The sequence below is a fragment of the Mesorhizobium sp. WSM4837 genome (assembly GCF_055811435.1).
In genome coordinates, this window is record NZ_JBVVQE010000026.1 from 46,597 (window position 1) to 66,135 (window position 19,539).

A 19,539-nucleotide genomic window follows, 5' to 3' on the forward strand; every position below is an offset into this window, starting at 1 on the left:
GATCACGAAGCCAGATCGTCGGCTTCGATACTGCGCCGGCCATGCAGCACACGCAGGATCTCGACTGCATCCGCGCCGACACGGTACAAGGTGAGGTATTCGCCGACGACCAGATGGCGGATGCCGGGCGCAATGTCTTCGCGCGGTGCCCCCGAGAAAGGATGCAAGGTCAGCAAATCCCAACGCCTCTCCAGGATTTTCACGAGGCGGATCGCGGCATTAGGATTGTGTTCGGCAATGTAGTCGCCGATACGTTCGAGGTCGATTAATGCCTGAGGAAGCAGGCGGTATTTCACTCCTCAAGGCCTTTGGCCTCGGCCATTTTCAGATATTTGGCGCGCAGTCGTTCCATGATTGGCGGGCCGTCCAGCGCCGGCCCGCTGTCGATCCCCTCCTGCACCAGCTTGCGCAACTCCTCGAGCGTGTAGCCGTGCAAGTCACGGCGGTCCTTCCATTGCCTGAGCGCGTCGCGGATCACCTCACTCGCCGAAGCATATTCGCCGGCGGCGACCACATCGTCGACCGCCGCCGCCAATTCCGGCGAGAGCGTGATGCTGCGTTTGTCGACCTGACCCATGGTGCGCTCCTGATACCGCCCGTACTAATGCATGTCGCGCAAAAGTGTGCAGCGGTTCTGCGACATGCATAAACAACAACCTAAAGCGCGTCGCGAGAGGACGGTCGAACGCGACGCGCTTTAGGAAAGTACGATTTAATCGCACCAGTTTCAAGAAACGCTTGCTCCATGCACAGCCCAGTAAAAGCTGATTCAGTCAATGAAGCGCCTAAACCAGCAAGCGCGCCCGAAGACGCAACCTGCTGATATCAGGGAGTTTCCCCCTAGAATCTGGACGAAAACGTAGAATCTGGACGAAAATTGCCAGCTGGCCTGTAAGCCGGGTTCTGTATGGCCCTCGCCCCTTGCGGCGCGAGAACGTGGCGGCCATTCATCTTGGGCGCATGTTGCCATGCGCCTCACGCAACCTACCCGGGCGGTGAGCCGGAAACAGCCCTCGAGGGTTTCCCCTCGCACCGCCCCTATTCGGTCTTGCTCCCGGTGGGGTTTACCGTGCCGCTCCTGTTGCCAGTCGCGCGGTGGGCTCTTACCCCACCCTTTCACCCTTACCACGACGGATCGTGGCGGTTTGCTTTCTGTGGCACTTTCCCTAGGGTCGCCCCCGCCGGCCATTAACCGGCACCGTGTCTCCATGGAGCCCGGACTTTCCTCACCCGCAGCCTTTCGGCTTCGCGGGTGCGGCCACCCGGCCAGCTGGCAAGGCGTATAAAGGGATTCACATTCGAAAACGCAAACAAAAAAGCAGGTCCCGGTCTATTACGCCGGCGCTCCAAGCGCGGCCAGCTGCACTTTGACCTTGCCGCAATAGGCCGCGGAAATCGGGTTCATCCGCTTGGCGCCATGGCCGGCATTGTACTTCAGGATCGTGCCGCAGGTCGTGCCGTCGCCGAGGTTGCGCGCCATGGCGAGGTATTTCATGCCGTATTTGATGTTGGTCTCGGGATCGTGGAGACCCTTGATCGAGCCGCTGTAACCCATCATCCGCGCCGTCGACGGCTTGATCTGCATCAGGCCGATCTCACCGGCGCGGCCGACCTGGTTCGGCTGAAACCTGCTCTCGATCATGATGACGGCCTTGGCGAGCGAGACCGGCACACCATTGCTGGCCGCATGACGCTCGATGATCGTCGAATACTGGCCGCTATCGCCAGCGGCCGCCGGCTTCGGCGCCGCCGCCCGGTTTTGCCGGCCGATCGACGCCGTCGTCGCCTGGTCGATGCGGGTCCTGTTGCGCTTCACATGCCGCTTGGAGACTGCCTTCTTTGCAACGACTGGCTTCTTTGCAACGACTGCCTTCTTTGCAGAGACCTTTTCCGCCTTTGCGGATGCTGGCTTTTTCGCTTTCACCGCAGCAGCTTTTTTCGCCTTTGCGGAGGCTGTCCTTTTTTCCCCGGCATCTTGCCCGGCTTTCGGCGTGGCAGTCTTATCGGACGCGGTCATGAAACCCTGGTCGGCCCGCTGGCTCAAAGGCGCGCCATTGGCCGCACCGATGGCAAAAGTCATTACGCCGGCAGCAACAGCTGCCGTTAAAACGGTTAATTTCTGCATGGGATCCTGTTCTGTTTAAACCGCGCGAAGAACTTCACGCAGCTACGCCAATCAACGTCGGAACATTTGGGAGGCTGTAGGTCCGACAACTTGCACGGATCGCATTTGACGGTCGAATTGGCGGCAAAAAAGGCGGGGCAAGTCACTTTAAATGACAGGCTGTAACTTACAGCCAGGAAAAGACTACTTGGACGGAACTGCCCTCACCGAGCCAAGCAGCCGTTCCAGCGTGCGGATTGTCGATCCGTCGGCCACGCCATCCACTTTGCGTTGCCGGAAATGCCTCTGGAAAGCCTCGACCACGATTTCGGTTTGCCGGTCGAAAGCGCCTGATATCTCCACGCCATAACCGTAGAGCGCCAGCATCGACTGCAGCGCCTCGACCTCGGCAGACGCGTCGCCGGCCTTCAGCACCGCGCCGCGCCTGACGGGTGCCGCTTCGACAAGATGGCCGACACCGGCATCGAACAGGGCCTTCCAGGGGAATCTCTCGCCCGGGTCGATCTTGCGTCCCGGCGCCACGTCGGAATGGGCGAGCACCCGTTGAGCCGGGATGGAATGGCGCTGAACAATCCCCTCGCACAGGCCGATCAGGGCATCGATCTGCCGTTTCGGAAAATTTCGGTAGCCCAGCGAATGTCCCGGATTGACGATCTCGATGCCGACCGAACAGGAGTTGATGTCGCTTCGTCCGAACCAGGAACTCTTGCCGGCATGCCAGGCACGGTCGCTTTCCCGGACCATCTGGACGATGCGGCCGTCCTCATGGACGAGGTAGTGCGACGAAACCTCGCTGGCCGGATCGCACAGCCATGCTTCGGCGCCGGCGCCGGTCTCCATGCCGGTGTAGTGCAGCACGATCATGTCGACCGTCTCGCGTCGTGGACCGAAATTCGGCGATACCCTGACCTCGGCGCTCGGCTCGTCGGGCAGGAAGCCGCTCATGCGTGCCGCAGGCCCCGTTCGATCATCTCATAGGCCGCGTTGATCGCCGCTATCCTGCTGGTTGCGATCTTGATGAATTCCTGCGGCAGGCCGCGTGCGATCAGCCGGTCGGGATGGTTGTCCGAAACCAGCTTGCGGTAACGCTTCCTGACCTCCTCGAAGGTTTTTCCCCGCTCGATGCCGAGCACGACATACGGATCGGCCGCACCCAGATCGACGTGCCGGGCCAGAATGCTCTGGTAATGCGCCTCCTCGATCCGGAAGATCTCGGCGATGCGATGCAGGAACTGACCTTCGCGCTCGTGGACCAGCCCGTCGGCCTTGGCGATATGGAACAGCCCGTCGAGAATGTCCTCCAGCATCGCGCAGTTCGAATGGCCGGAGCCGCAAAGCTGCGCCATGCGCGCGGCATAGGTCTCGAAGCCGGCGATGTCGCGCTTGGCCAGATCGTAGAGCCGCGCCACATTGCGCGTCTGCTCCTTCGGCACTTCGAATATCTGCTGGAAGGCGCGCACCTCGTCCTGGGTGACGATGCCGTCGGCCTTGGCCATCTTGGCCGACAGCGCGATCATCGCCACCGAGAAGGCGACGCGCCGGCGCAGGTCGGGGTCGCCGGAGAAAACCGTGCGCACAGCCTCGACCACGTCGGCGACGCCGGACGAGGTTGAGGACGAAACGCGGGTGATGAAGTCGCCGAGGCGATCCCAAATCGACATGGGCACCTATTAGGGCTAACTGGCCGCCGCTATCAACCCCACCGCTATCAAGCTGAAGACAATGCCGCAGGGCCGGCCCAGCCGATTTCGCGGCCGCCTGAGCAGCTGGCGCAACCGTCGATATGGAAATTAGCCGGCAGCAGCGGCCATGGCGCGCGAAACTGCAAGCCTTCGTCACCTCGCCATTTCGGCCCCTTCTGCTGGGCCAAAAAGTGACAGGCGAAACCGAGCTTGCGGCGGCGGCCGCAAGAAGACTGTCCTGAAGTCAGAAGGCCGGCAGGATGCCGGCCTTCTTTCATCACATAAGAATTACTGCGCGGGCGCAGATGGCTGTGCCGGAGCCGGCTCGGCCGGCTTGGTCGCGTCGGGAGCCGGCTGCATCGGTTGTTCGTTCGCCGGCGGGTTGGTGCTCTGCGTGGTGGTGGCGTCCCCGCCCGTGCCGCTGTCGCTGCAAGCCGCAATGCCAAGCAGGGCAAGCGCCGAAACCGACGCAAGAATGAGTTTCTTCATGACATCTCTCCTCTAATCACGCCCCCGCTACCGGTGACGATCGAGGACAGAATGCACCGAATGCCCCATGGGTTTCATAACGTTGCATTTCCGTATGTAACATCATCTGCTTTTGCGTTGCCGGCGAAGCCATGGCGAATTAACACCAGACCATGGCGAATTAGCACATTTGAATCAATAAAATGCCCGGGAGAGCTGCCGTGACCGCCAAATGGGATTTCTGGATCGACCGCGGCGGCACCTTCACCGATGTCATCGGCCGGGACCCGCAAGGCGGGCTGCACCCGCGCAAGCTGCTATCCGAAAATCCCGAAGCCTATGCCGACGCCGCCATCCAGGGCATTCGCGATCTGCTCGGGCTAAAATCCGGCGCGCCGATCCCATCCGGCCTGATCGGCGACATCAAGATGGGCACCACCGTTGCCACCAACGCGCTTCTGGAGCGCAAGGGCGACCGTGTGCTGCTGCTCATCACCAGGGGATTTCGCGACGCGCTGAGGATCGCTTATCAGGCGCGGCCCGATATCTTCGCCAAGCAGATCATCCTTCCCGAACAGCTCAACGAGCGCGTCATCGAGGTCGATGAGCGCGTGCGCGCCGACGGCCGCGTCGAAAGGCTGCTCGACATCGCCGCCATGCGCCCGGCCATCGAACAAGCCAGGGCCGACGGCATCGACGCGGTGGCGATCGTGTTCATGCATGCCTGGAAATATCCCGACCACGAAAAGGCGGTTGCAAAAGTCTGCAGGAAACTGGGGTTTTCGCAGGTCTCGGTCAGTCATGAGGTCTCGCCGCTCATCAAGCTGGTCGGCCGCGGCGATACGACCGTGGTCGACGCCTATCTGTCGCCGATTCTGGCAAGGTATGTGCAGAAGGTGGCGCAAGAGCTGGGCGTCCTCTCCCCCCTCGAGGGGGAGATGTCGGCGAAGCCGACAGAGGGGGTCATCTTAGAAGGCACCGCCAGAGCGTCGAACCCAGTCGAGCCGACCCCACCCGGCGGCTTCGCCGCCACCCTCCCCTCAAGGGGGAGGGAATCCCCTCGCCTGATGTTCATGATGTCATCCGGCGGCCTTACCGCCGCCGATATGTTCCAGGGCAAGGACGCGTTGCTGTCCGGTCCGGCCGGCGGCGTCGTCGGCATGGTCGAGACAGCAAAGCTCGCCGGTTTCGACAAGGTCATCGGCTTCGACATGGGCGGCACCTCAACCGACGTCGCTCATTATGACGGCGACTATGAGCGCGCCTTCGACACGGAGGTTGCCGGCGTGCGCATCCGCGCGCCGATGATGCGCATTCACACCGTCGCCGCCGGCGGCGGCTCCATCCTGCACTACGAGGCCGGCCGTTTTCGCGCCGGGCCGGATTCGGCCGGCGCCAATCCCGGCCCGGCCGCCTACCGGCGCGGCGGCCCGCTGGCCGTCACCGACGCCAATGTCATGCTGGGCAAGCTGCACCCCGACTTCTTCCCGGCCATTTTTGGACCCGGCCAGGACGAGCCGCTCGACATGCAAACCGTGCGCGAGAAATTCGCCGCACTCGCCGCCGAAATCGGCGACGGCCGCACGCCGGAGGCGGTCGCCGAAGGGTTCGTCACCATCGCCGTCGAAAACATGGCCAACGCCATCAAGAAGATTTCCGTGCAGCGCGGCTACGACGTCACCGAGTATCTCCTGAATTGTTTTGGCGGCGCCGGCGGCCAGCACGCCTGCCTCGTTGCCGACGCACTCGGCATGGAGGCGGTGCTGATCCATCCCTTCTCCGGGCTGCTGTCGGCCTATGGCATTGGGTTGTCCTCGATTTTTTCGTCGCGCCAGCAGGCGCTGCTGAAACCGCTGACGGAAGTGTCCAGGCCGGCAATCGATGAACTCATCGCGACGCTGCGCAAAGCCGTCATCGACGAGCTTGCCGCGCAAGGCATTGCCGAGGGCGCCGTCGCCTCGAAACCGGTGCTGCAGATCCGCTACGACGGCACCGACACCGCGCTGCCGGTGAATTTCGAGCACGGTTCGATCGCACGGGCCAAGGCGGATTTCGAAGCCGCCCACAAGGCGCAGTTCGGCTTCGTCTATGACGACAAGCCGATGATCGTGGAATCGGTCGGCGTCGAAGGCATCGACAGCGGCGACGCCGGCCGCGAGGAAAGTGATTCAATCCTTGAAGACATCGCCGCAAGCCCTTCGGAAAATCGGCAAATCTTCATCGACGGCACCTGGCGAGACGCCGGCATTTTCCGCCGCGAGGCGCTCAAACCGGGGCACAAGCTTGGCGGCCCTGCCCTGGTCATCGAACCGAACCAGACCATCGTCGTCGAGCCGGGCTGGCAGGCCGAAATCACCGCCAGGAACCACGTGCTCCTGCGTCGCATCGAGAAAAAGCGCCGGCTGGCGGCGCTCGGCACCGAGGCCGATCCGGTCATGCTGGAGGTGTTCAACAACCTGTTCATGTCGATCGCCGAACAGATGGGCGTGACGCTGCAAAACACCGCCTATTCGGTCAACATCAAGGAACGGCTGGATTTCTCCTGTGCCGTCTTTGACCGCAATGGCGCGCTGGTCGCCAATGCGCCGCACATGCCGGTGCATCTCGGCTCCATGGACCGTTCGGTGGAAACCATCATTCGGCTGAACTCCGGCGACATCCACCCCGGCGACGTCTTTGCACTGAATGCGCCTTATAATGGCGGCACGCATCTGCCAGACATCACCGTGGTGACGCCGGTCTTTGAGGATGGGCGCCCAATCTCCCCCCATGTGGGGGAGATGTCGGCGAAGCCGACAGAGGGGGGCGCTGTCCCGCCAACGCCTCCAATTGGCGAGCCGGCATACCGCGAAGCTGAGCGCTCGACGTTGCCCCCCTCTGCCCTGCCCTCTTTGTCACCAATTGGCATCTCCCCCACAAGGGGGGAGATCGGCCAATCGCCAAAGATCCTCTTCTACGTCGCCTCGCGCGGCCATCATGCCGACATTGGCGGCACGGCGCCCGGCTCGATGACGCCGCTCGCCACCACCGTCGACGAGGAAGGCGTGCTGTTCGACAATTTCCGCATCGTCGATCGCGGCCGGTTCCGCGAGAAGGAGCTGGAGACGCTGCTCACCGACCACCCCTACCCGGCGCGCAATCCGCACCAGAACATCGCCGACCTCAAGGCGCAGATTGCCGCCAATGAAAAGGGCGTTGCCGAGTTGCGCGAGATGGTCGCGCATTTCGGCCTTGGCGTGGTCGAGGCCTATATGGGCCATGTCCAGGACAATGCCGCCGAAAGCGTGCGCCGCGTGCTGGAGCGGTTGCCCGACAGCTCCGTATACGAGTATCCGACCGACACCGGCCAAATCATCAAGGTGAAGATATCGGTCGACCGGCAAAAGCGCGAGGCGACCGTCGACTTCACTGGCACATCGTCGGTCATGAAGAACAACTTCAACGCCCCCGAGCCGGTCGCCCGCGCAGCCGTGCTCTATGCGTTCCGCGTCATGGTCGAGGACATGATCCCGATGAATGCCGGGTGTCTGAGACCGATCAACATCATCATTCCCGAAGGTTGCATGCTGAAGCCGACCTACCCGGCCGCGGTCGTCGCCGGCAATGTCGAGACCTCGCAGCATGTCACCAATGCGCTGTTCGGCGCCATGGGCGCGATGGCCAATGCGCAAGGCACGATGAACAACCTCACCTTCGGCAACAAGCAGTACCAGTATTACGAGACGATCTGCTCCGGCTCGCCGGCAGGCCGGATGAACAGCGGTCGCGGCTTTGCCGGCACCTCCGGCGTCCACACCCACATGACCAATTCGCGCCTGACCGACCCGGAAGTGCTGGAGTTGCGGTTCCCCGTCCTGCTCGAGGATTTCCACATCCGCGAAGGCTCCGGGGGCAAAGGCAAATGGAGTGCCGGCGACGGCACCGAGCGCATCATCCGTTTCCTCGAAAAGATGGAATGCGCGATCCTGTCCTCACATCGCAATCGCCCGCCGCGAGGCCTGGACGGCGGCGGCGATGGCGAGGTCGGCTCGACCAAGGTTCGCCGCAAGGATGGCCGCATCGAAGTCCTGAAGGCTTGCGACCAGACGGTGCTCGAGGCCGGTGAAGCCGTCATCGTGACGACGCCGACGCCGGGCGGATTTGGCAACGCCTGAACTCGCCTCAACAGACTGTCACCGGCCTGTCATCCACCTGCGCTACCCGCTTGCGCCAGAGCAAACGGGGAATCGCCTTGTCATGACGGATGTTTCCGGAGAACTGGTTTTTCGCCGCGGCAAGCAAGTTGGCAAGGCCGTCTACCAGAACCGCCCGCTGTCTAAGGCCGGCCTCTCCGAGCGGCTCTTCGCCTTGCTGTTTTCCGGCCTCGTCTATCCACAGATCTGGGAAGACCCCGACGTCGACATGGAGGCGATGCAGCTTGGCCAGGGCCACCGCGTCGTCACCATCGCCTCGGGTGGCTGTAACATCCTTGCCTATCTCACCCGGTCACCGGAACGGATCGACGCCGTCGATCTCAACGCCGCCCATATCGCGCTGAACCGCATGAAGCTCGAAGCGGTGCGCCATCTGCCGTCGCAGGGTGACCTGTTCCGTTTCTTCGGCGCTGCCGAGACCCGTCACAATTCGCAAGCCTACGACCGTTTCATCGCGCCGCATCTCGACCCGGTCAGCCGTCATTACTGGGAACATCGCAACTGGCGCCGGCGTCGCCGCATCGCCGTCTTCGACAGCAATTTTTACCAGACCGGGCTGCTCGGCCTGTTCATTGCCATGGGCCATCGCACCGCCAAATTCTTCGGCGTCGATCCGGCCGGCATCATGGAAGCCAAAAGCCTCGTCGACCAGCGCCGCTTCTTCGACGAGGAACTGGCGCCGGTTTTCGAAAAACCGCTGCTGAAATGGGCAACATCGCGAAAAGCCTCGCTGTTCGGCCTCGGCATTCCGCCGGCACAGTACGATTCGCTGATCACCTCGGGCGACGGCACCATGGCCAGCGTGCTGAAGGCCCGGCTGGAAAAGCTCGCCTGCGATTTTCCGCTGGAGAACAACTATTTCGCCTGGCAGGCTTTTGCCCGCCGCTACCCCAATCCCGGCGAGGCGGCGCTGCCTGCCTATCTCGAAAAACGCAACTACAAAACGATCCGCAACAATGTCGACCGCATCGCCATCCACCATGCCAATCTGATCGAGTTCCTTGCCGGCAAGGATGCCGGTTCGGTCGACCGCTTCGTCCTGCTCGACGCGCAGGACTGGATGACCGACGACCAGCTCAATGCGCTGTGGGCCGAGATCACCCGTACCGCGTCGACCGATGCCCGCGTCATCTTCCGCACCGCGGCCGAACCCAGCCTGTTGCCCGGCCGGGTCTCGAATTCGCTGCTCGACCAGTGGAGCTATGCGGAGGAGGCGTCGCGCGAATTCTCGGCCCGCGACCGTTCGGCCATCTATGGCGGCTTCCACCTTTATGTGAAGCAGGCCGCATGAGCGCGACCGAACTGCCGGCCAGGCACGGCGAACCGCCGGCCGGGCACGCCGAGCTGATGGACGGCGTCTACCGCTGGCAGCGCCACGTCTACGACCTGACCCGCAAATACTACCTGCTCGGCCGCGACCGGCTGATCGCGGGGCTGAATGTGCCCGCCGGCGGCACCGTGCTCGAGCTTGGCTGCGGCACCGGCCGCAACATCGTCCTCGCCGCCCGGCTTTATCCCGACGCCCGCTTCTTCGGTCTCGATATTTCAGCCGAAATGCTGGAAACGGCCACTGCTGCCATTGCCCGCGAAGGCGTCTCAGGCCGCGTCACGCTGGCGCGCGGCGACGCCACCGATTTCGACGCGAAGGTGCTATTTTCCGTCGAAAGTTTCGACCGCATTTTTGTCTCCTATTCGCTGTCGATGATCCCCGGCTGGGAGAAGACGATTTCGGCGGCACTTGCAGCCCTGTCACCCGGCGGTTCGCTGCACGTCGTCGATTTCGGCCAGCAGGAGGCCCTGCCCCGCTGGTTCCGCACGCTGCTGCGCGGCTGGCTGAGAAAATTCCACGTCGAGCCGCGCGAGGCACTGCGGGACATCCTGCAATCGGAATCTGCAAGGCGCGGCGCAACCCTTCGGTTTAGAACGCTTTATCGCGGTTACGCCTGGCTGGCCGTGATCAAGATCGCCAGCTAGTTCCGCAGCCCAGAGGATTTGCTCTTTGACTGAGCCCTGTGGAGGGTCGCTGCCGACCGGCCTGCAACCGCCAATCTCCAACGTCTGCGATTAGCCATAAGCCCCCGCGCCTTCGTCATCCTAGGTCAAGCAAGGAGCGAAGCGACACAGCGCAGAACCTGGGATCCATTCCGTGACATCAGCCGAAGAATGCAGCGGCTCAGAACGAAAACAGCAGTGATCCGTCGCGCCCCCCTCTGTCCTGCCGGACATCTCCCCCACTTGGGGGGAGATCAGATGTCGCGTCCGGCTTCGCCAATCTTCAACGTTGAAAGAAGGGTGAGGCGCGCGAGCTGCCAATCTCCCTCCTTGTGGGGGAGATGTCCGGCAGGACAGAGGGGGGCGCCTCGCTCCGCGATCGAAGGTTCTGCACCGCAGCAGCGCTCCAAGGTCACGGAATCCCAAGATCGGTCGCGTCGCTTCGCTCCTCGCCAGACGGGCGGGCGCGTGTTGATCGTGGAAGGCCTTTGGCGACAACTGCATAGACGCTGCGGCGAGCGATCGCCGCATTCCTCTAATGCAGCGCCTTCACCAGTGCTGCCAGCATAATCTGCGGCCGGTAGCCGAGCTTGGCCGGCGTCAGGCCGAGCCGCACCACCACAAGCTGCGCCGAGGGGATTATGGCGACCGTCTGCCCGTCATGGCCTTCCATCCAATAGCTATCCCTTGGCAGGCCCGCAGCGATACCGGCGCCGGGGCTCTCCTCGTCGCCCGGACCCTCGATCCACACCTGGCCCCTGCCGTAGACTTTCGAGGCGGGTGCGGCTTCCCGCATCCAGGCGACGAAGCCCGCAGGCAGGACCTCCTGGCCGTTCCAGACACCATCCTGCAGCAGGAACTGGCCGAAGCGCGCCCAGTCACGGGCGGTGGCGTAGAGATAGGACGATCCGACGAAGGTGCCGTGCTCGTCGGTCTCCAGTACCGCGCTCTGCATGCCGAGTGGGTCGAACAGTGCAATCCTTGGCCACGCCAGCGCCTTGTTCTTGTCGCCGATCGCATCCTGCCAAAGCCGCGACAGCATCGCTGCCGTGCCGCTTGAATAGGAAAATACCTTGCCCACCTCGCCGGTCAGCGGCTTGGATCCGGCAAAGCCCGCCATATCAGGCTCCAGATAGAGCATCCGCGTCACGTCGGTGACGTCGCCGTAATCCTCGTTGAACTCCAGCCCGCTCGACATCGCCATCATATCGGCGAGGCTGATGGCGGCGCGGCCGTCCGCTTTCCAGGGCCCGAACAGGCGCAGGTTCGTCATCACCATCTTGCCGTCCTTCACCACCGTGCCGACGATCGCGGCATTGACCGTCTTGGTCATCGACCAGCCAAGCAGCGGCGACTTTTGGGTAAAGCCTGCGCCATAACGCTCGGCGACGATGCGGCCGTTCTTGACCACCACCACCGCCCGCATACCGGCGCCGGTCATTGCAGGATCGTCGAGGATTTTCGCGATCTCGGGGTTTTGCGATGCTTCGACCTTGTCGCCCTCCGGCCAGAGCGCGGCGAGCGGCGGCGCCGGTGTCAGCGCCGGCCCGGCGACTGCTTTGGCCCGGGCGATGTCGCCGCCCGGAACCGCGGTGCAACCAAGCCCGTTCCGAACGACGGCGACGCTCTTGCCGAACACGCCGAACAGCCCGGCCGAAACCGTGCCCTGCTCCTTGTCGACGGACATCCTCATCAGCCGCAGCAGTGGATGGCCCGGCGCCTGCACGTCGACTGCGAGCACCTCATCGGCATCGCGTCCGGCGATGAAGACATTCGAGCAGACGATCTTGGCCGTATAACCCGAGCCGACTCGGATCAGTTCCGGCGGCGCGATGTAAAGCCAGGCGGCGAGTGCTGCGACCGCCAATACGGCCAGCCCGAGCAGCCACTTCACCAGCCTCAGAGCAATCTGCATTTTCCGATTCCCCCGGAAGCTCATCTATGCCATCGATTTGCCGTCATTGCTTCGGCAAAATCGCGGTTCTGGTCGAGCGCTGTCAACGGAATATCAACCATGATCAGCGATACACCAGGGATAGGAGAGCGGTCCTGTGGGGCGATCGCTTGGGGGCACGGTCGAGGGACCACCTGCAGCAACAACCCATCAGCGGCCGGCTGAAACCGGTTCAGGAGTAGCGATGCGCCGTTTCGCGGCTTTCATCTTGCTGACGCTGCTGGGCGCCTGCTCGACCGTCGACGATCTTGCGCCTCCCTCATCGGGCGCGCCGAGCGTTGCGGTGCGCGCACCCCGTTTTGACGACTCCGACCCGCATGAGTGGGACAGCGGCGCGCCGTGGAGCTATGCCGTCCATGGCACCGACGTCTCCAAATACCAGACCTCGGTCGATTGGCCGGCGGCCAGGGCAAGCGGCATTTCCTTCGTTTTCGTCAAGGCGACGGAAGGTGGCGATCGCTTCGACGCGTATTTCAACGAGCATTGGAGCCGCACGAAAGCCGCCGGAATTCCGCGCGCCGCCTATCATTTCTACTATTTCTGCACACCGGCCGCGACGCAGGCGCGCTGGTTCATCCAGAACGTGCCCAGAGACCGCTCGGCAATGCCGCCGGTTCTCGACATGGAATGGAACCCGCAATCGCCGACCTGCAAGCTGCGCCCCAATGCGGCCACGGTGCGCAGCGAGATGAGCACTTTCCTCGAAATCGTCGAAAAGCACTATGGCAAGAAGCCGATCATCTACACCTCGATCGATTTCTTCGACGACAACGGCCTGTCGGCCTTCCGCGGCTATCCCTACTGGCTGCGTTCGGTGGCCGGCCATCCGCGCAAAAGATACGGCAGCCACCCGTTCACCTTCTGGCAGTACACCGGAACCGGTATTGTGCCGGGCATCTCAGGGAAGGCCGATATCAACGTGTTCAACGGCTCGGAAGCCACCTGGAACAAATGGCTGCGGCAGAACACCCGTTGACAGCGGGCCTGCAGCCTGCTTTTCGACACAGCCAATGAAGGACGCCTGCAACCGCCGGTAATCTTCTCGGGAGGATGGCGATGCGATTGCGCTTGGAAATTCTCGCGGCGCTGTTTCTGGCCGCCACGTCGCCGGCGGTGGCACAGCAATGCGGCGGCGATTTCCAGGCCTGGAAGCAGGGCGTTGTGGCCGAGGCGAAGAACGCCGGCGTCGGCACTGCCGGACTTGAGGCACTGGAAACCGCCGCTCTCGATGGAAAGGTGCTGGCGCGAGATCGCGCCCAAGGCGTCTTTACCCAGACCTTCATCGAGTTTTCGAACCGCATGATATCGGCCTATCGGCTGAAGCAGGGCGCGGTCGTCTTAAAGGAATATGCCGACGTGTTTGCCCGCGCCGATCGCGAATTCGGCGTTCAGGCCCCGGTCATTGCCGCCTTCTGGGCGCTGGAAACCGATTTCGGCGCCGTGCAGGGCGATTTCCAAACGCTGAACGCGTTGGTCACGCTCTCTCACGACTGTCGTCGCCCGCAGCTCTTCCGGCCCCAGATCGTGCCATTGTTGACGCTGATCGATCGCGGCGTGGTCCCGGCCGACGTCACCGGCGCCTGGGCGGGCGAAATCGGCCAGACGCAGATGCTGCCTTCCGACTATCTCGGCCGAGGCGTCGACGGCGACGGCGACGAAGTGATCGACCTGCGCGGCAGCGCGCCTGATGTGATCATGACCACGGCCAACAAGATCACGTCGCGCGGCTGGAAACGCGACCAGCCCTGGATCGAGGAAGTCCGCGTGCCGGACGACTTGCCATGGGACCAGACCGGCCGCACCAACAAGCTGCCGCTGGCGCAATGGGCTCAGTGGGGTGTCACCAACCCGAACAGCACGCCGCTTGTCGACAACGGCCTGAAGGCAGGCCTCGCACTGCCTATGGGCCGCAAGGGGCCAGCCTTCCTGGTCTACGACAATTTCGACGTCTACCTCGAATGGAACCAGTCCTTCACCTATGCGCTGACCGCGGCAAATCTCGCCGCGCGGCTGGCGGGTGCGCCGCAATTGGACCCGCGCAATCCCGAACCCGGCCTCAACGGCGACCAGATGAGGGCATTGCAGACAAAGCTCGAGGCCAGAGGCTATGACGTAGGCACGGTCGACGGCATCCTGGGCACCAACACCCGCGAAGCGATCCGCAAGGAGCAGATGCGGCTAGGCCTGCCGGTCGACGGCTGGCCGACACCAGAGCTTTTGGCGAAGCTGTAGCAGGTTAGCGAGTAGTGAGTAGTGAATAGTGAATGGTAAATGGTGAATGGAACTAGGTGCTCACTACTGACTACTGACTTATTCACTATTCACTATTCACTATTCGCTATTCACTAATCCATCACCGCCTGGCAAACAGGAAGTCGATGAAGACTCGCAAGGCCGGCGGAACCTGCCGGGAGCTTGTATGATATAGGTAAAAGCCCGGAAATCTCGGCGACCAGGCTTCGAGAAAACGGATGAGCTTGCCGGTTTCGATCCACGGCCGAACCTGGTAATCCAGCATGTAAGCCACGCCGATCCCATCCAGGGCCGCCCTGATCATCAGTTCCGTGTCGTTGACCGTCAGACCGCCGTTCACGGCTATTTCCAAAGCGTGTTGGCCTCGCGCGAACTCCCATCGATAGACGTTGCCGCCACCGGGCCACTGGAAATTGATGCATTGGTGATGGTGCAGGTCGGCGGGATGACGGGGCATGGGGTGATCCTCGAGATAGCTGGGCGCCGCCACTGCGGCCATCTCCAGCTCCCCGCTGAGTTTCACCGCCACCATGTCCTTATGCAGCCGCTCACCAAGCCTGATTCCGGCATCGAATCGTCCCTCGACAATATCGGTCAGCATGTCGTCGACGATGATGGTGAGGGCAATATCGGGATAGGCGCGGCGGAAATCGCCGAGGATGGGCACGATGAAACGCATAGCGGCGATGCGTGGAACATTGATACGCAGCGAGCCTGCCGGTCGATCGCGTGATGCATGCGCGTCGGCGACAGCCCCTTCGAGTTCGCTGAATGCCGGAGCGAGGCGGGCAAACAGCGTTTCGCCTGCAGCGGTCGGCGACACGCTGCGGGTCGTGCGGTTGAGCAGCCGGACACCTACACGCTCCTCCAGCCCGCGTATCGTCTGGCTAAGCGCCGGCGGCGAAATTCTGAGCCTGGCCGCGGCGCGGACAAAGCTGCCTTCCTCGACGATCGTCGCGAACGCCCTCAGCTCGGAAAACTCGGTCCCTCGCATTATGTACCCCAGACTTAACAAGCCTGTTCGATTATAGGCTATTATCTGATCAATAGCATGCCCCTAACGTCCACATGGAACGCCGCCGCTCGATTTGGAACGGCCGTAGCCAGACGAGAAAGGGACAGCTATGTATCATTCGCTTGAAGGCAAAATCGCGCTCGTGACCGGCAGTTCGCGCGGCATCGGCCGCGCCATCGCCGAGGGGCTCGCGGCAAACGGCGCGGCCGTGGTCGTCAATTATGTCGGCAACGAGAAAGCCGCCCAGGAAGCCGTTGCCGCCATCCGCGAGAATGGCGGCAAGGCCGTCGCCATTCGCGCCGATATCTCCATTGTTTCCGACATTCGCCGGCTGTTCGATGAAACCGAGAAGCAGATGGCCGCGATTGATATCGTCGTCGCCAATGTCGGCGTCGCCGTCATAAAGCCGTTGGTCGAGGCCACCGAAGCCGACTTCGACCACGTCTTCGGCGCCAATGCCAAAGGCACCTTCTTCACGCTTCAGGAAGCGGCGCGGCGCGTGCGCGACGGTGGCCGTATCATCGCGGTTTCCACCGGTGGAACCAAGATGTTCTTCACCCAGACCGCCCTTTATCTCGGCAGCAAAGGAGCCGTCGAGCAGTTCGTCCGCGTCCTCTCGCGCGAACTCGGACCGCGATCCGTCACCGTGAATGCGCTTTCGCCAGGCTTTACCGACACTGACCTGCTGCCCGAGCGGGATCGCGCGATCGCCGCCGGGATGTCGCCCTTCGGCAGGATCGGAGCGCCGCGCGACATCGCCGATGTCGCGGTTTTCCTCGCTTCCGACGAGGCCCGTTGGCTGACCGGCGAGAACATCCAGGCCGGCGGCGGCGTTGCTTAGTGAATAGTGAATAGTGAGGTTGTGGTGGCAGTGGAATTAGGCAGTCACCGCTGATTACTGAATACTGACTACTGACTACTACGCACTATTCACTATTCACTATTCACTATTCACTATTCACTATACACTATTCACGAATCTGCCATCGTCTCCAGGCTGGCGAACCCTTGTGGCGCATCGCCCTCATCGAACGGCGTCGTCACCTCGACAAACGTGTCGGGATAGAAGCCGTTGAACCGTGTCCTCAGCGACAGCGAATAGGCGCCGATATGACCGATCTCGATCCAGTCGCCGGTATCGACCGTTTCCGGCAGCCAGAACGGCCGCGACAGGATGTCGACGGAATCGCAGGTCGCGCCGCACACCTTGAACGGCACGATGGTCTTCTCCTCGCCATTGCGCGAGCGGATCGCCGGGTCTGGAATGAAGCGCGCCGGCAGCGTGATCTTGCCGGTCCATGAATCCGACAGCGACGCCCAGATGCCGTCATTGATGTAGAGCCGCTTGCCCTTGCGCAGCAGCACGCGCACGATCAGCGACAGGCAGCGCGCCACGATCACCCGGCCCGGCTCCGCCACCAGCGGCATCTGGTCGAACTGGTATTCCTTGAGATCGCCCGACAGCCGCGACATGATCTGGCCGAGCGACGGCATCTCGATCTGCTTGCGGTTGGGATCATGGCCGTATTCGGCGGGAAAACCGCCACCGACGTCGAGGCCGGCGATGTCGAAGCTGACGCGGTTGCGCACCCAGTCGGCCGAGGCCAGCGCGCGCTCATAGGTGTCGGGATCCTCGATCTGGCTGCCGACATGAAAGCACAAGCCGACCTTGTAGCCCGTCCGGTTCAGCCGTTCGGCCAGTTCGACCGCATTGGCCGGTCCGGCGCCGAACTTCTTCGACAGTTCGTAGGCGGCCGATCCTTTCGTCTGGATGCGCACGAACACGGTGATCGCACCCGGATCGATATCGAGCGCCCGCACCACGCGGGTCAGCTTGGTGATCTCGCCCTCGTGGTCGAGCGAGATGACCCGGATGCCATATTTCTCCAGCGCCAGCTTGATGTCCGACTGTGCCTTGACCGGATGCATGTAGAGCATCTCGGCGTCCGGCGAGACCGCGCGCACGGCGGCGAACTCGCCGGGCGAGGCCACGTCGAAAGCGCCGACGCCGGCCTCGACCAGCGCCTTCAGCACGATCTGCTCGCCGTTGGTCTTGACCGCATAGGCGGTCTTGCCGGGAAACATGCCCATGAACTGCCTGGCGTCCGCCTTCAGCACCTGCGGGCGGAAGCAATAGATCGGATCGTCCGGGCGAAGCGCCAGCGCCGCTTCGCGCGCATTTTCGAATTGCTGCATGGACGAATCCCTTGGCTTAGACTGCGCACAATTAATCCAACCTATGCGGGAATGAAAACAATTCTGTGTCTCGCACCCCTGACGCTGCGGCGCTACGGCAGATGATGCAATGCTAGTCCACTGATCTGGTTTCGGGTGGCCCTTGCCATCGAACAGAATATGGCCTGAACAGACGCCTGATTGACTTGGCATTCAGAACCATCCGGGAGGATTCTCCATGGCGATCACAACCACGACGGCAATGCGCGGCCCCATGGTCTTGAAAGACTGGGCGCAGCTTCTGCTGCTCGGTGCGATCTGGGGTGGCTCGTTCTTCTTTGCCCGCATTGCGGTTGCCGAGATTCCGCCGCTGGTGCTGGTGCTGTTTCGCGTCGCCATCGCGGCGCTGGCGCTGCATCTCTATCTCGGCCTGCGCGGTCCGTCCTTCCGCATCGCCTTGCCGCATGCCGGCCTGTTCTTTCTGCTGGCGCTCGTCAACAACGTCATACCGTTCTCGCTGATCTTCGCCGGCCAGACCGAGCTTGGCGCCGGTGTCGCCTCGGTGCTCAATTCGACGACGCCGTTCTGGACGTTGATCCTCGCCAACGCGCTGACATCAGACGAAAAGCTCTCCTGGAACAAGCTTGCCGGGATCGCGCTCGGCATCGTCGGCACTGCGGTGATGATCGGTCCCGGCCTGCTTGCCGGGCTGGGCGGTCCGGTCTGGGCGAAATTTGCGCTGGTCGGCGCCTCGCTGTCCTATGCGGTGGCCCTGATGATCGCCCGCCGCTTCAAGGGTGTGCCGTCACCGGTCATCGCCACTGGACAATTGACCGCTTCGACCATCATCATGATCCCGATCGTGCTGCTTGGCCACGGCACTGCCAACCTGTTTTCGGCCTCGCCGCCGGTCTGGGCGGCGGTGTTGGCGCTGGCCCTGCTGTCCACCGCCTTCGCCTACATCCTCTATTTCAACCTCGTCGCCTCGGCCGGCGCCACCCACGCCTCGCTGGTCACGCTCATCGTGCCGGCCAGCGCGATCCTGCTCGGCTTTCTGTTCCTGGGCGAACGGCTCCAATTGTTCGAGCTCGGCGGCATGGCGCTGATCGCGATCGGCCTCGTCACCATCGACGGCCGCCTGTTCGGCCGACGCTGATGCATGTCGCCCAAAAGCACGCCCTCGGGCTTGAACCGAGGGTGCGTAGCGGTTTGCGATAACGACATGCATGACCAACAAGCTGAAGCGGGTCGCTTCCCAGGCCTGACACGCTTGAGGGTCCAATCGGACGCCCAAACGACGCTCCAACTCAACTTGTCGAATCTTCGTACCGACGCGAAAATCGATTCCGACTTTCAGCGGCGGTAGCGCTGCCATACCCATTCTTGCCCCAGCTCCGTCACATTTTGTACACAGGGCCGAAGCGGGATTTACCGAAGAGTTTCAATGCCTAACGGCAAATGGCCTGTCGCAAATTCCACAATGTCGTCGCATTGCAGCATAGTTTCCGCTTGCCTGTGGCAGAAATGCCCCTAGACTCGGGCCATAGCTCTTTAAGAGGAGGCTATGACATGGGACTCACGAGGCCAATCAACGCATTGATGATTTGTGCTGCATTTGCCTTCATCGGGGCGCTGATTATGGGCTTTCTTCCATAGACCCGCCAAGCAACGGAAGATCAGCA

17 protein-coding genes and 1 other RNA gene are annotated in these 19,539 nt (G+C 62.5%); 8 read left to right on the forward strand and 10 right to left on the reverse strand.

Annotation, left to right across the window (positions count from 1 at the left end):
• Positions 1-2: 2 nt before the first annotated feature.
• The 4 genes from AC0L3D_RS17160 to AC0L3D_RS17175 form a co-directional block, all read right to left on the reverse strand.
• Entirely contained in the window at positions 3-296 is a 294-nt protein-coding gene (locus AC0L3D_RS17160) for a type II toxin-antitoxin system RelE/ParE family toxin (RefSeq protein WP_287259775.1), read from the reverse strand.
• Positions 293-577 carry a type II toxin-antitoxin system ParD family antitoxin gene (locus AC0L3D_RS17165; RefSeq protein ID WP_091594133.1) on the reverse strand — a complete coding sequence of 95 codons (285 nt, stop codon included), beginning with the start codon at positions 575-577 and terminating at the stop codon, positions 293-295. The genes AC0L3D_RS17160 and AC0L3D_RS17165 overlap by 4 nt, the downstream gene beginning before the upstream one ends.
• Positions 578-876: 299 nt before the next feature.
• Positions 877-1,274: RNase P RNA component class A (gene rnpB, locus AC0L3D_RS17170), an RNA gene on the reverse strand.
• 59 nt (positions 1,275-1,333) lie between these two features.
• Complete coding sequence (locus AC0L3D_RS17175) at positions 1,334-1,816, reverse strand: lytic transglycosylase domain-containing protein (protein WP_473628212.1); 483 nt, start codon at positions 1,814-1,816, stop codon at positions 1,334-1,336.
• 7 nt (positions 1,817-1,823) lie between these two features.
• Here AC0L3D_RS17175 and AC0L3D_RS17180 point away from each other — a divergent pair, with 7 nt between their 5' ends.
• Positions 1,824-2,144, forward strand: coding sequence for a hypothetical protein (locus AC0L3D_RS17180; protein ID WP_287301815.1), 321 nt, complete (start codon positions 1,824-1,826; stop codon positions 2,142-2,144).
• Positions 2,145-2,308: 164 nt separating this feature from the next.
• Here AC0L3D_RS17180 and AC0L3D_RS17185 read toward each other — a convergent pair whose 3' ends face one another.
• The 3 genes from AC0L3D_RS17185 to AC0L3D_RS17195 form a co-directional block, all read right to left on the reverse strand.
• A complete protein-coding gene (locus AC0L3D_RS17185; protein WP_287259771.1) occupies positions 2,309-3,070 on the reverse strand; it encodes an N-acetylmuramoyl-L-alanine amidase in 762 nt (253 codons plus the stop codon).
• Entirely contained in the window at positions 3,067-3,786 is a 720-nt protein-coding gene (locus tag AC0L3D_RS17190) for a J domain-containing protein (protein ID WP_023798724.1), read from the reverse strand. The genes AC0L3D_RS17185 and AC0L3D_RS17190 overlap by 4 nt, the downstream gene beginning before the upstream one ends.
• Before the next feature lie 309 nt (positions 3,787-4,095).
• Positions 4,096-4,296 carry a hypothetical protein gene (locus AC0L3D_RS17195; RefSeq protein WP_192365384.1) on the reverse strand — a complete coding sequence of 67 codons (201 nt, stop codon included), beginning with the start codon at positions 4,294-4,296 and terminating at the stop codon, positions 4,096-4,098.
• Positions 4,297-4,496: 200 nt separating this feature from the next.
• Here AC0L3D_RS17195 and AC0L3D_RS17200 point away from each other — a divergent pair, with 200 nt between their 5' ends.
• The 3 genes from AC0L3D_RS17200 to AC0L3D_RS17210 all read left to right on the forward strand — a co-directional run bounded on the left by AC0L3D_RS17200 (position 4,497) and on the right by AC0L3D_RS17210 (position 10,442).
• On the forward strand, positions 4,497-8,429 hold the full coding sequence (locus AC0L3D_RS17200) for a hydantoinase B/oxoprolinase family protein (RefSeq protein WP_287259767.1): 3,933 nt from the start codon (positions 4,497-4,499) through the stop codon (positions 8,427-8,429).
• Positions 8,430-8,511: 82 nt separating this feature from the next.
• A complete protein-coding gene (locus tag AC0L3D_RS17205; protein ID WP_287259766.1) occupies positions 8,512-9,759 on the forward strand; it encodes a BtaA family protein in 1,248 nt (415 codons plus the stop codon).
• Entirely contained in the window at positions 9,756-10,442 is a 687-nt protein-coding gene (locus AC0L3D_RS17210; RefSeq protein WP_287259765.1) for a class I SAM-dependent methyltransferase, read from the forward strand. The genes AC0L3D_RS17205 and AC0L3D_RS17210 overlap by 4 nt, the downstream gene beginning before the upstream one ends.
• A 553-nt stretch (positions 10,443-10,995) precedes the next feature.
• On the opposite strand, the gene AC0L3D_RS17215 is transcribed toward AC0L3D_RS17210, so the two are convergent.
• Entirely contained in the window at positions 10,996-12,375 is a 1,380-nt protein-coding gene (locus AC0L3D_RS17215; protein ID WP_287259763.1) for a serine hydrolase domain-containing protein, read from the reverse strand.
• 223 nt (positions 12,376-12,598) lie between these two features.
• Between AC0L3D_RS17215 and AC0L3D_RS17220 the strand changes: the two genes are divergently transcribed.
• A complete protein-coding gene (locus AC0L3D_RS17220) occupies positions 12,599-13,390 on the forward strand; it encodes a glycoside hydrolase family 25 protein (protein WP_023798718.1) in 792 nt (263 codons plus the stop codon).
• A gap of 80 nt (positions 13,391-13,470) precedes the next feature.
• On the forward strand, positions 13,471-14,646 hold the full coding sequence (locus AC0L3D_RS17225; RefSeq protein ID WP_473645146.1) for a lytic murein transglycosylase: 1,176 nt from the start codon (positions 13,471-13,473) through the stop codon (positions 14,644-14,646).
• Positions 14,647-14,767: 121 nt separating this feature from the next.
• Here AC0L3D_RS17225 and AC0L3D_RS17230 read toward each other — a convergent pair whose 3' ends face one another.
• Positions 14,768-15,661, reverse strand: coding sequence for a LysR family transcriptional regulator (locus AC0L3D_RS17230; RefSeq protein ID WP_287259761.1), 894 nt, complete (start codon positions 15,659-15,661; stop codon positions 14,768-14,770).
• A gap of 130 nt (positions 15,662-15,791) precedes the next feature.
• Between AC0L3D_RS17230 and AC0L3D_RS17235 the strand changes: the two genes are divergently transcribed.
• Positions 15,792-16,523, forward strand: a complete 732-nt coding sequence (locus tag AC0L3D_RS17235) for an SDR family oxidoreductase (protein WP_287259760.1) — start codon at positions 15,792-15,794, stop codon at positions 16,521-16,523.
• Between the two features lie 131 nt (positions 16,524-16,654).
• Here AC0L3D_RS17235 and AC0L3D_RS17240 read toward each other — a convergent pair whose 3' ends face one another.
• Entirely contained in the window at positions 16,655-17,878 is a 1,224-nt protein-coding gene (locus AC0L3D_RS17240; RefSeq protein WP_473645148.1) for an alanine racemase, read from the reverse strand.
• Positions 17,879-18,095: 217 nt separating this feature from the next.
• Between AC0L3D_RS17240 and AC0L3D_RS17245 the strand changes: the two genes are divergently transcribed.
• Positions 18,096-19,013 (forward strand): DMT family transporter, encoded by a 918-nt coding sequence (locus AC0L3D_RS17245; RefSeq protein WP_473479932.1) that lies wholly within the window; start codon positions 18,096-18,098, stop codon positions 19,011-19,013.
• The last annotated feature ends 526 nt before the right edge of the window (positions 19,014-19,539 follow it).